This is a genomic window from Streptomyces sp. NPDC058579 (assembly GCF_042718575.1).
Lineage (GTDB): Bacteria > Actinomycetota > Actinomycetes > Streptomycetales > Streptomycetaceae > Streptomyces.
On the sequence record NZ_JBHXPI010000055.1, the window covers coordinates 1 to 12,345 of the forward strand.

Annotated in this window: 7 protein-coding genes and 1 pseudogene; 2 read left to right on the forward strand and 6 right to left on the reverse strand. The window is 73.3% G+C overall.

Annotation, left to right across the window (positions count from 1 at the left end):
* Positions 1–1,573: pseudogene (locus ACFWRO_RS33690) on the forward strand (serine protease); the annotation flags it as partial.
* A gap of 31 nt (positions 1,574–1,604) precedes the next feature.
* Positions 1,605–2,561 (forward strand): bifunctional riboflavin kinase/FAD synthetase, encoded by a 957-nt coding sequence (locus tag ACFWRO_RS33695; protein WP_384517372.1) that lies wholly within the window; start codon positions 1,605–1,607, stop codon positions 2,559–2,561.
* A gap of 28 nt (positions 2,562–2,589) precedes the next feature.
* Here the strand turns inward: ACFWRO_RS33695 and ACFWRO_RS33700 are convergent, their stop codons facing one another.
* The 6 genes from ACFWRO_RS33700 to ACFWRO_RS33725 form a co-directional block, all read right to left on the reverse strand.
* Positions 2,590–3,585 (reverse strand): oligopeptide/dipeptide ABC transporter ATP-binding protein, encoded by a 996-nt coding sequence (locus tag ACFWRO_RS33700; RefSeq protein WP_384517455.1) that lies wholly within the window; start codon positions 3,583–3,585, stop codon positions 2,590–2,592.
* Between the two features lie 89 nt (positions 3,586–3,674).
* Positions 3,675–4,643, reverse strand: coding sequence for an ABC transporter ATP-binding protein (locus ACFWRO_RS33705; RefSeq protein WP_384517375.1), 969 nt, complete (start codon positions 4,641–4,643; stop codon positions 3,675–3,677).
* Positions 4,640–5,524 carry an ABC transporter permease gene (locus tag ACFWRO_RS33710; protein WP_384517378.1) on the reverse strand — a complete coding sequence of 295 codons (885 nt, stop codon included), beginning with the start codon at positions 5,522–5,524 and terminating at the stop codon, positions 4,640–4,642. The genes ACFWRO_RS33705 and ACFWRO_RS33710 overlap by 4 nt, the downstream gene beginning before the upstream one ends.
* Positions 5,521–6,585 (reverse strand): ABC transporter permease, encoded by a 1,065-nt coding sequence (locus tag ACFWRO_RS33715; RefSeq protein WP_384517381.1) that lies wholly within the window; start codon positions 6,583–6,585, stop codon positions 5,521–5,523. The genes ACFWRO_RS33710 and ACFWRO_RS33715 overlap by 4 nt, the downstream gene beginning before the upstream one ends.
* Before the next feature lie 12 nt (positions 6,586–6,597).
* Positions 6,598–8,475: an ABC transporter substrate-binding protein gene (locus ACFWRO_RS33720; protein WP_384517384.1), complete on the reverse strand. Its 1,878-nt coding sequence runs from the start codon at positions 8,473–8,475 to the stop codon at positions 6,598–6,600.
* 177 nt (positions 8,476–8,652) lie between these two features.
* Positions 8,653–12,171: an SCO5717 family growth-regulating ATPase gene (locus ACFWRO_RS33725; protein WP_384517387.1), complete on the reverse strand. Its 3,519-nt coding sequence runs from the start codon at positions 12,169–12,171 to the stop codon at positions 8,653–8,655.
* Between the last annotated feature and the right edge of the window lie 174 nt (positions 12,172–12,345).

Here is a 12,345-nt window from a genome sequence, read left to right on the forward strand (position 1 = left end):
CGCCTGGTGGGCCACCCGGCTCCTCCACCGGACCCTCCTCCGCCTCCCGGACCCCAAGCCGTACCTCTCCGCCCTCCGCGACCTGGCCGATCACCTGGGCACCTCGCCGACCGCCCCACGCCCGCCCGGATCAGAAGAGGTCCCCGCGCCGCGCCACGCGCCGGACGCCCCGGCGAGCGGACGTACCACCCAAGCCGCCGCCCCCACCCCTCCCGCGCTCTTCGGGCCCCCGTTCTGGGCCGCCCTGCGGGTCGGGGAGGGCGAGCGGATCGATCTGCTGCGGCGGATCGTGCCCGCCGACCAGCCGCCCGGCACCCACGCCGCGCCCCGGTTCCTCGACGTCGTCGCCGAACGGCTCGTCGCCGAGCCCCGGGGCGTACAGCCGCTGCTCTGCCGCTGGTTCGGCGACGGTCGCCCCCTCGGCGCCGCACCGCACGCCACCGTCGCCACCGCTGCCCAGGCCCTGCTGCACACCCACCGCCACCTCGCCGTCGACGACCTGTGCGAGGCGCTCGTCGCCACCGCCCACCCCCTCGCGGACGGGCTGCTCGCCGCGCTCGCCGAGGACGAGCCGACCGCCCTCTGCCGGGCCGTCGACCGCTGGGCCCACGACGACGGCAGGCCCGCGCGCCGCGCCGCCGCCGCCGCGTACGGCGCCCTCGTCGCCGCGCACGCCACCACAGGACCCGACCGCGAACTCCTCCGCTACGCCGCCTTCGCCCTGCTCGCCCGCCCCGCCGACGCCGCCCTGCACGGCGCCGCCCTCGGCCTCCTCGTCCGCGACCCGCACACCCGCTCCCGCCATCTGCCCCGGGCCCTGACCGACCCCCGCGTCCCCGCCGAGGCGCTCACCACCGCGCTCGCCGCCCACCCCGAACCCGTCCTGGCCGCCCTCCAAGCGCGGCTGCACGACCCCGGGGATACCGCCGGAGCCACCCTGCGGGCGCTCGCCGAGGTCAGCACCCCCGCCCTCGCCCGCCGCGCCGCCGCCCTCGTCCGCGAGTACGTCGACCGCCACCCCGAAGGCGCCCGCCACGCCGCCGCCTTCGTCGACCGCCGCCTCGAGGACGGCCCCGCCGCCCGGGCCGTCCTCTTCCCCCTGGTCTCCGGCCTGATCCGGGGCCGCCCCGCCCAGGTCCGCAGCGCCCTCGCTCCGGTGCTCGCCGCGCCCGGCACCGGCGCCTCGCGCCTTCTGCGTACCGAACTCCTCGACGTACTCCTCGACCACGAGCGGTACGAGGCACGGGACCTCGCCGTCCTCGACGCCCTGCTGCGGGCCGCCGCCCACGGCTGTGAACGGCGCCCGGAGGTCCGCACCCGCGAGCTCGTCCGCCGCACCGGGCTGCTCCTCGTCCGTACCCCGGAGGGCGCCACCTGTCTCGACCGACGGCTCGTCGAGCTCGCCCGCGAGGTCCCCGCGTTCGCCGCCCAACTGACCGGCTGGCTGGCCGCCGCCCCCGGCGACTGGGCCGTCGTCGTCGGCCCCAGCACCCGCCGTACGGTCGAGCGGCTCGGCAGATCCATGCCGATGCGGGGCGATGGCCGTGGGCATGGCAGTCTTAGACCTGCGTAATCGGCGAACAGGCGGACGAGGAGCGGTCACAGTGCAGCGCTGGCGTGGCTTGGAGGACATCCCCCAGGACTGGGGGCGCAGTGTTGTCACCATCGGCTCCTACGACGGGGTGCACCGCGGGCACCAGCTGATCATCGGACGGGCCGTCGAACGCGCCCGCGAACTGGGCGTCCCCTCGGTCGTCGTGACCTTCGAACCGCACCCCTCCGAGGTCGTGCGGCCCGGCAGCCACCCGCCGCTGCTCGCCCCGCACCCCCGCCGCGCCGAACTGATCGCGGAGCTGGGCGTGGACGCGGTCCTCGTCCTGCCGTTCACGGCCGAGTTCTCGCAGCTGTCCCCGGCGGACTTCATCGTGAAGGTCCTCGTCGACAAGCTCCACGCGAAGGCCGTCATCGAGGGCCCGAACTTCCGCTTCGGCCACCGCGCCGCAGGCAACGTCGGCTTCCTCACCGAGCTGGGCGCCACCTACGACTACGAGGTCGAGGTCATCGACCTCTTCGTGAGCGGTACGGCGGGCGGCGGCGACCCGTTCTCCTCCACGCTCACCCGCCGCCTCGTCGCCGAGGGCGACGTGGAGGGCGCCGCCGAGATCCTCGGCCGTCCGCACCGCGTCGAGGGCATCGTCGTCCGTGGCGCGCAGCGCGGCCGCGAGCTCGGCTTCCCGACGGCCAACGTCGAGACCCTCCCGCACACCGCGATCCCGGCCGACGGCGTGTACGCCGGCTGGCTCACCGCCGACGGGGAGCGCATGCCCGCCGCGATCTCGGTCGGCACGAACCCTCAGTTCAACGGCACCGAGCGGACCGTCGAGGCGTACGCCATCGACCGCGAGGGCCTCGACCTGTACGGCCTGCACGTGGCCGTGGACTTCCTGGCGTACGTACGCGGCATGCTCAAGTTCGACACCCTGGACGACCTGCTCGCGGCGATGGCGGGGGACGTGAAGCGCTCCCGCGAACTCACCGGGGCGTACGACACGCAGCGCTGAGGCGCCCCGCCGGGCGAGGCGCCCCCGCCTACTTCTGCCCCTCCCGCACCCAGTGGCAGGCCACGTCCCGAGCGCCGGCGCCCGGGAGGACCGGCAGGTCCTCCGTGCGGCAGCGGTCCGCGACCGAGGCCGCCTCGCCCGAGGCGAGGACCTGGCAGCGGGCGTGGAAGCGGCAGCCGGACGGGATGCGGGCCGGGTCCGGCGGCTCGCCCGTCAGGATCACCGGCGCGCCCTCGGATTCCGGCAGAACCGACAACAGGGCCCGGGTGTACGGGTGCTGAGGCGCCGTCAGTACGGACTCCACCGTTCCCGTCTCCACGATCCGGCCCAGGTACATCACCGCCACCCGGTCCGCGATGTTCCACGCGAGACCCAGGTCGTGCGTCACGACGAGCGCCGAGAGCCCCAGTTCGTCCCGGAGCCGTAGCAACAGCGCCAGGATCTCGCCCCGTACCGACGCGTCCAGCGAGGCCACCGGCTCGTCCGCGACGATCAGCTCCGGCTGGAGGACCAGCGCGCCCGCGATGACGACGCGCTGCCGCTGACCGCCCGACAGCTCGTGCGGGTACCGCAGGAAGAAGCGCTCCGGCGGCCGCAGACCGGCCCGCGACAGCGCCTCCGCGACCGCAGCCCGCTCGTCCCCTTCGTACCCGTGGATCCGCAGCCCCTCGGCCACCGCGTCGTACACGGTGTGCCGCGGGTTCAGCGAGCCGCTGGGGTCCTGGAGGACCAGCTGGGCCCGCCTGCGGTAGGCCTTGAGGGCGCGCGAGGTGTACGAGAGCGGCTCACCGGCGAAGGTGACCGCGCCGCCCGTCGGCGGCACGAGCCCGAGCAGCGAGCGCGCCAGCGTCGTCTTGCCGCACCCCGACTCACCGACCAGGGCCACGATCTCCCCGGGGGCGATGTCCAGGTCCACCCCGTCCACCGCGCGCGCGGCCGCCGCGCCCCGCCGCCCGGGGAAGGTGACCCGCAGCCCGCTCGCCGAGAGCAGCGGACCGGCCGTCGGCGGAACCTCGGTCGCCACTGAGGCGCCCGCGACAGAGGCACCCGCCACTGAGGCTCCCGCCGCCGAAGCGCCCGCCCCCGTCGGTGCGCCGTCCGGTGTCAACGGGTTCATGAGCCGCTCCCCACATGTACGCAGGCCGCCCGGCGCCCCGCGCCCGCGTCCCGCAGTTCCTGGTCCCGCGTCCCGCAGACGTCCTCCACCGCGACCGGGCAGCGCGGATGGAACGCGCACCCGCCCGGCAGATCGGCCGGATCCGGCGGATCGCCCGGCAGGCCGCGCGGCGCCCGCCGGGACGCCGGGTCGCCGATCCTCGGGAAGGCCGAGGACAGCGCCCGCCCGTACGGATGCTCCGCCGCGTCGTACACCGCCCGCGCCGGGCCCTCCTCCACCACCCGTCCCGCGTACATCACCGCGAGCCGGTCGCAGGTGTCCGCGAGGACCGCCAGGTCGTGGCTGATCATCAGCAGGCTGATGTCGTCGTCCGCGACCAGACGCTCGATCAGCCGCAGGATCTGCGCCTGGATCATCACGTCGAGCGCCGTCGTCGGCTCGTCCGCCACGATCAGCCGCGGATCGCAGGCGAGCGCCATCGCGATCATCACGCGCTGCCGCTGACCGCCGGACAGCTCGTGCGGATAGGCCGCCGCGCGCCCCGCCGGAAGCCCGACGTGCTCCAGGAGCTCGCCGACCCGCCTGCGCGCCGCCGCCGGGGTCGGCCGCCCGTGCACGAACAGCGGCTCGGCGATCTGGTCGCCGATCCGCCGCACCGCGTTCAGCGAGTGCATCGCGCCCTGGAAGACGATCGACGCCCCCGCCCACCGCACCGCCCGCAGCCGCCCCCATTTCATGGCGAGGACGTCCTCGCCGTCGAGCATGATCTGCCCGGTCAGCCGGGTGGACGGCGGCAGCAGCCGCAGCAGCGCCAGCGCCATCGTCGACTTCCCGCACCCCGACTCGCCCGCGACCCCGAGCTTCTGCCCGGCGCCCAGGGTGAGGTCGACGCCCCGTACGGCGGGGACGGCGCCCGCCCCAGAGCCGTACGTCACGCTCAGGTTCCGTACCTCCAGGAGGCTCATCGCCCCACCCCCAGCTTCGGGTTCAGCACGGACTCGACCGCGCGCCCGCACAGCGTGAAAGCGAGCGCGACCAGCGCGATCGCGATCCCGGGCGGAGCGAGGTACCACCAGTGGCCCGACGACACCGCGCCCGCCTCCCGGGCGTCCTGGAGCATGCCGCCCCACGAGACCACCGTCGGGTCGCCGAGGCCGAGGAAGGCCAGGGTCGCCTCGGTGAGGATCGCCGTCGAGATGCCGAGCGTGGTCTGCGCGAGCACCAGCGGCATCACGTTCGGCAGCACGTGCCGGCTCATGATGTGCCCGTGGCCGCCGCCGAGGGCCGTGGCCCGCTCGATGTAGGGCCGGGACTCCACCGCGATCGTCTGCGCGCGCACGAGCCGGGCCGTGGTCGGCCAGCTGGTCACGCCGATCGCGACGATCACCGTCCACATCGAGCGGGACATCACGGTCGCCAGCACGATCGCGAGAACGAGCGTCGGCATGACGAGGAACCAGTCGGTGATCCGCATGACGACCGTCGAGAACCAGCCGCCGTAGTGCCCGGCGATGATCCCGACGAGGGTGCCGATGGCGACCGAGAGCACCGCCGCGAGCAGCCCGACGAGCAGCGAGATCCGCGCGCCCCAGATCAGCAGCCCGAGCAGCGAGCGCCCGAACTGGTCTGTCCCGAGCGGGAATTCGGCGCTCGGCGACTCCAGGGCCGTACCCGGCGCGTTCGTCACCGACTGCACGTCCGCGCCGACGATCAGCGGGGCGGCGAGGGCGAGCAGCGCGATCACGGCGAGCCCGGCCAGGCCGTAGAGACCGGCGCGGTGGGTGCGGTACTGCTTCCAGAAGCGGGAGACCGAACCGCGCCGGCGCTCCCATACAAGAGACGTCATCGGCCCACCCGGGGGTCGAGCAGCGGATACAGCAGGTCGGCGATCAGGTTCATCACGATCATCGCTCCGGCGAAGACCACGAACAGCCCCTGGACCAGCGGCAGATCGGGCACGCTGAGCGCCTGGTAGAACAGCCCGCCGAGCCCCGGCCAGGAGAACACCGTCTCCACCAGGATCGAACCGGCCGCCACATGGCCCAGGTTGATGAAGATCATGGTCACGGTCGGCAGCAGCGCGTTCGGTACGGCGTGCCGGCGGCGTACGACGTCGTCGCGCAGCCCCTTCGCCCGCGCGGTCGTCAGATAGTCGCTGCCCATCTCGTCGAGCAGCGAGGAGCGCATCACGAGCAGCGTTTGCGCGTACCCGACCGCCACCAGGGTCACCACCGGCAGGACCATGTGGTGGGCGACGTCCAGGACGTACGCGAAGCCGGTCCCGCCCGTCCCCGACTCCATGCCGCCGGTCGGGAAGAGCCCCGGGATCGGTCCGATGCCGACCGAGAAGACGATGATCAGGAGCAGACCGAGCCAGAACGACGGCACGGACCACAGGGTCAGCGCGACGCCGGTGTTGATCTTGTCGCCGAGGCGGCCGTGGTTCCAGGCGGACCGCGTGCCGAGCCAGAGCCCGAGCGCCGAGTAGAGCACCACGGCGACCCCGGTCAGCAGCAGTGTCGCCGGCAGCTTCTGCGCGATGAGATCGCCGACCGGGGCGTGGAACTGGTACGAGGTGCCGAGATCGCCGCTCAGCGCCTTCGCGCAGTAGTCGGTGAACTGCTGCCACAGCGGCAGGTCGAGCCCGAACTGCCGACGCAGGGTCGCCAGCTGTTCGGCCGAGGTGGGGATGCCGTGGGTCATCGCCTTGACCGGGTCGCCGGGGATGATCCGGAACAGGAAGAAGCTGGTGACCAGCACGGCGAAGAGCGAGACGGCGGCGCCGCCCAGCTTGCCGGCCACGTAGCGGAGGTACTGGAGGGTCGTCGTACCGGTACGGGAGGCGCCGTCCGTGGCGCGGACCGGTGAGGTCCGCGCCACGTCGGCGGGTGTGCTCGCTGTCGTCACGGCTCTGCTCGTCTACTCGCGGTCGTCGGCGGTCGAGCGGCGCCGCAGGCCGAGGAAGACCCCGAGCCCGACCACGGCGACCGCGGCCGCGCCGATGCCGACGATCACCCCGGTGGACGAACCGCCGCCGGAGCTCGACTCGGACCCGGCGGTCGCGGTGGTCGGCGCGGCCGACCACCAGCTCCAGTAGCCGTCCTGGCCCCAGAGGTTGCCTGCGGCCGCAGGCATGGTCGTGATGGACTTGATCTGGTCCGTGCGGTACGCCTCCAGGGCGTTCGGGTAGGCCATGATGTTCATGTACCCCGTGTCGTACAGCCTGGACTGCATCTGCTTGACCAGATCCGCCCGCTTGGCGGCGTCGTACTCCACCGCCTGCTGCGCGTAGAGCGTGTCGAAGCGCTGGTCGCAGATGAAGTTGTCGGTGGCGCCGGTGTCCTTCGGGGTCGCCGGGAGCGTGCCGCAGGTGTGGATCGACAGGACGTAGTCGGGGTCGGGGTTGACCGACCAGCCGTCGAACGCGAGGTCGTAGTCGCCCTTGGTCCACGGGTCGCTGACGTTGTCGAGGCACTCGACCTTCAGCCCGACGCCGAGCTCGCCCCACCACTCCTGGAGGTACTTGCCGATCGCCTTGTCGTTCGGGTCGGTGGCGTGGCAGAGGATCCGGAAGTCCAGCGTCTTGCCGTCCTTGCCGGCCCGCTTCCCGTCGCCGTTCTTCTTGTATCCGGCCTGGTCAAGGAGCTGGGCGGCCTTGGCGGGGTCGTAGCCGAGCTTCTGCTGGGCGCTCGGCTTCCAGAAGTACGAGTCGAAGCGGGGCGGGATGTAGCCCTCGCCCTCGACGGCGTGGCCCTGGAACACCTTGTCGACGATCGTGGTCCGGTCGACGGCGAGGAAGAGCGCCTTGCGGACGGCCGGGTCGAGCAGCGCCGGGTGGCCGTTGCCGAAGGTCTTGCCGTCCTTCGAACGCGCGCCCGGGTTGGTGGCCAGGGCGAAGAAGCGCCGGCCGGGGGCGTCGTTGACCTTGATGTTCTTCATGGACTTCAGGGCGGCGGCCTGAGCGGGCGTCAGGTTCGGTACGAAGGACACCTCGCCCTTCTGCAGCGCGGCGACGGCCGCGTCACCGTCCTTGTAGTACTTGAACACCAGCTCGTCGAACTTCGGTGCGCCGCGCCAGAAGTTCTTGTTCGGCTTCATCTTGATGTACTGGTCGACCTTGAAGTCCGTGATGACGAACGGGCCGTTGCCGACGATCGGGAACTGCTGGTCGTTGTTGAACTTGGAGAAGTCGCCGACCTTCTCCCAGACGTGCTTGGGCACGATCGGCACGTCGAGCGCCGTCATGGTCGCCTGCGGCTTCTTCAGCTCGATGACCAGCGTCTGCGGGTCGGGCGCGGTGACCTTCTTGAAGTTGGCCGTGAAGCTGCCGTTCGCGGTGGCGGCGTTCTCGTCCGTCAGCATCTTGTTGAAGGTCCAGGCGGCGTCCTCGGCGGTGGCCGGCTTCCCGTCGGACCACTTCGAGTCCTTGCGGATCGTGTACGTCCACGTCAGCTTGTCCGGCGAGGCCGCCCATTCGGTCGCAAGCCCCGGGATCGGCTTGGAGTCCTTCGCGTCGTAGTTCGTCAGGTACTCGTACGCCAACCGGTGGATGCTCGTCGAGACGAGCTTCTGGGCGAGGAACGGGCTGAGGGAGTCGACGCTCTGCGAGACGGCGACGGTGAGGGTGGAGCCGCCGCTCTTCGCGTCACCGTCGGCGGCCGGGGCCGCCTGCGCGCTGACCTGGGGTACGGCCATGAGGGCGGTGGCGGTGACACCGGCGGCGAGGAGCAGCCGGGGGAGTCGTCGGGGAGCGCGTCTGCGGGGGGCTGCGGGGCTGGGCGGGACCTTCGTGACCATGACCATAGGACGTACCTCGCGTCGTGGATCTTGGGCGCCAACTGGTGAAGCGAAGGTTTATCAGCGGTGGACAGCATCGTCAACGATGACTCAAACCCCTTGTGGGCTGCGGGAATACAAGAAGGCCCCGCACCGGGGAGCCGGTGCGGGGCCTCATTGGTCTACTCCTATGACGCCTTACTGCTGAGGGGCTGGCGGAGCCTGCGGAGGCGCCTGCTGAACCTGCTGCGGCCAACCGGGGGGCGCTACCGGAGCGTTCGGATCCACGGGCGGCTGCGGCTGCGCAGGGTGCGGCTGTGGCTGCCCGGGCTGGGGCTGTGCCGGAGGCTGCTGCCAGCTCTGGGGCGCGCCGGGCTGCTCGTGCTGCTGCGGCGGGTAGGGCTGGGGGTGGCCCGGCGCCTGCGGATACGGCTGCGGCTGCGGCTGCTGGGGCTGCGGGTACGGCTGGGGCGCGTACGGCTGACCCTGCTGCGGCGGGTACGGCTGCTGACCGGGCACGGGCTGACCGGGGGCGGCCTGACCCGGCATCGGCTGGCCCGGCATGGGCTGACCGGGTGCGGGCTGCGGGGCGTACGGCTGCTGCTGACCGGGCATGGGCTGACCGGGCATGGGCTGGCCCGGGACCGGCTGACCGGGCATCGGCTGGCCGGGCACCTGCTGGCCCTGGCCCGGGACCTGAGGGGACATGTGCGGCGGTACGGCGCCGGCCTGGCCGCCGTCACCCGTCCACAGCCCCTGGACCTGCTGCGCCCGGACGAAGTCCTCGGCCACCATCGCCGAGAGGTGGAAGTACGCCTCGCGGGTCCTCGGCCGCATCATGTCGAGGTCGACCTCGGCACCGGCCGACAGGTGCTCGTCGAACGGTACGACGACCACGCCGCGGCAGCGTGTCTCGAAGTGCTGCACGATGTCGTCGACCTTGATCATCTTGCCGGTCTCGCGGACCCCGGAGATGACCGTGATCGACCGCTGCACCAGATCCGCGTACCCGTGGGCCGAGAGCCAGTCGAGCGTGGTCGAGGCGCTGGAGGCGCCGTCGACGGAGGGCGTGGAGATGATGATCAGCTGGTCGGCGAGGTCGAGCACACCGCGCATGGCGCTGTAGAGCAGACCCGTACCGGAGTCGGTCAGGATGATCGGGTACTGCTTGCCCAGGACGTCGATCGCCCGCCGGTAGTCCTCGTCGTTGAACGTCGTCGAGACGGCCGGGTCCACGTCGTTGGCGAGGATCTCCAGACCGGAGGGCGCCTGCGAGGTGAAGCGGCGGATGTCCATGTACGAGTGCAGGTACGGGATCGCCTGCACGAGGTCACGGATGGTTGCCCCGGTCTCGCGCCGCACCCGGCGGCCGAGCGTGCCGGCGTCGGGGTTGGCGTCGATGGCGAGGATCTTGTCCTGCCGCTCGGTGGCCAGGGTCGCGCCGAGCGCGGTGGTCGTCGTGGTCTTGCCGACACCGCCCTTGAGGGAGATGACCGCGATCCGGTAGCAGGACAGCACGGGCGTACGGATCAGGTCGAGCTTCCGCTGCCGCTCGGCCTCCTCGCGCTTGCCGCCGAGCTTGAAGCGGGCGGAGGCGCCGGGGTTCCGGCTCGACTTGGCCTTCTGCTTGTTGTTGCGCAGCAGCCGGTCGGAGGACAGCTCGACGGCGGCGGTGTACCCGAGCGGAGCACCCGGCACGGACCGCTCACGCTGGTCGTGCGCGACGGGGGTGGGCCACCCCGCACCACTCCGCGGATCGACGGGCGCTGCCTCCTGCGGAGGCTGCTGCGCGTCGTACGGAGCCTGCGGCACGGGCGCCGCGCCCTGCTGCGGGAACCCGTAACCGCCGCCCTGTGCCTGCGGCGGTACGGGGCCGGGCTGCGGCTGACCGGGCTGGCCGGGCTGGGGGAAGCCGTAACCGCCCTGCGGCGCGGGGGCGTCGGCGGCCTGCGGCGGGATCGGCTGCGGCAGGGGCTGCTGGCCGGGCTGCGGGAATCCGTAGCCGCCCTGTGCCTGCGGGGGCACGGGGGTGGGCAGCGGCTGCGGCAGACCGGGCGGCTGAGGGAAGCCGTAACCCCCCTGCGGCGCGGGGGCGTCGGCCGCCTGCGCCGGGATGGGCTGCGGTAGGGGCTGCTGGCCGGGCTGCGGGAATCCGTAGCCGCCCTGTGCCTGCGGGGGCACGGGGGTGGGCAGCGGCTGCGGCAGACCGGGCTGCGGCTGAGGCTGGCCGGGCTGGGGGAAGCCGTACCCGCCCTGCGGCGCAGGGGCGTCGGCTGCCTGGGGCGCGACGGGCTGCGGCTGGGGCTGGCCGGGCTGGGGGAAGCCGTAACCCGCCTGCGGCGCGGGGACGTCGGCGGCCTGGGGCGCGACGGGCTGCGGCAGGGGCTGGCCCTGCTGCGGGAAGCCGTAGCCGCCCTGCGGTGCGGGGGCGTCGGCTGCCTGAGGTGCGACCGGCTGCGGCAGGGGCTGCTGGCCGGGCTGCGGGAAGCCGTAACCGCCCTGCGGGGGTACGGCAGTCGGCTGCGGCGGCCAGCCGGCGGGCTGCGGCAGTGCCGGGGGCGGCGGCGCGGGCTGGTCGCCGGTCGGCGCCTGAGCGGGCCAGTTCGGTACGGCGGGGGGAGCCGCCGGCTGGAACGACGGCGGCAGCGGGGGCAGCCCGTCAGCGCCCTGCGGGGCGACCGGGTTCGCCGGCGCCGCGGGCACTGGCGGCACAGCCGCCGGGGGAGCGTCCTGCGGCTCGGCGGCGGCGGGCGGCGCGACGGCGGCCGCGTCGACCGGCTCGGGCTCCTGGGCCTCGGACGCGGGCTCGTTCGGCTGGACGTCCTCGTCCGACGGCTCGGCCGACTGCGGAGCCTCGTCCGCCGGGGCCGGGGCCGGGAGAGGGGTGGGCAGCGCGAGCGCGTAACCGCTGTCCGGCTGAGGCGTCTCGTCGGCGGTCGAATGCGCGGCGGGCGCGGAGTCCTCGGGCGCGGGGGTTCCGGACGGCTCCGCACCGGGCGCCGCCGCGTCAGCGGCCGCGGCGCGTTCGGCGATCTCCGCCATCTCGCGCTTGAGCGCGGCGGAGGAGAAACGCATCGTCGCGCCGCTCTCCACGTCACCGCCGCCGAACGACTCGGCTTCGACAGGTTCGTGGGAAGCGACCGGAGCGACGGGAGCCGGGGCGGCGGCAGCGCTCGGCTGAACAGGACCAGGCGCAGCCGGCTGCACGGGCCCAGGCTGAACGGCACCGGGCTGAACGGCACCGGGCTGAACGGGACCCGGCTGAACCGGCCCGGGCTGTACGGCACCCGGCTGCACCGCACCGGGCTGCACCGGCCCAGGCTGACCAGGGGCCACCGGCTGACCAGGAGCCGCAGGCGGACCAACAGGCGTCGGCTGAACCGCACCCGGCGCCACCGGCGCCCCCGGCGCGGGCGGGACCGGCAGAGGCAGCGGCACCGGCAGCGGAAGCGGCGGAACCGGGGCAGGCGGGGTCACGTTGGGCTCGAAGCCGCTGCCCGCCGGGAGCCCCGGGACGGCAACGGGCGCACCACTCGGCGGCTGTGGCGGCGGCGTCGCGCCACCCGCACCACCGCTTCCCCCCGCGTTCTGCGTGTACCAGGCCGGAGGGGTGTAGTCGATGGTGAACTCACCCGTCATCTCGGCGGGATCCGCGTCGGACTGATCATCGGCGGGTGGATTCCAACCCCCGTGGATCTCGTCCCGATCGCCGTTCACTATTGCCTCCTGGTGTGGTCGCGCACCCTTGTGCTGTCGTGGGCGGGCCCTCCCACCCTAAACGCCAACCGTGTGTGGCGGGCAGGCCCGATCGCCCGCACACGCCTGTCCCGTAGGTCACGTATCGCCCCCAAAGTGACCTGGGTGCACCGCAGAGTGAACTCCACAGCGCCA

Bases quoted from the DNA above. Each gene is read 5' to 3' on its own strand.
- ACFWRO_RS33705 (WP_384517375.1), bottom strand. From the start codon at position 4,643: ATGAGCCTCCTGGAGGTACGGAACCTGAGCGTGACGTACGGCTCTGGG.
- ACFWRO_RS33720 (WP_384517384.1), bottom strand. From the start codon at position 8,475: ATGGTCACGAAGGTCCCGCCCAGCCCCGCAGCCCCCCGCAGACGCGCT.
- ACFWRO_RS33710 (WP_384517378.1), bottom strand. From the start codon at position 5,524: ATGACGTCTCTTGTATGGGAGCGCCGGCGCGGTTCGGTCTCCCGCTTC.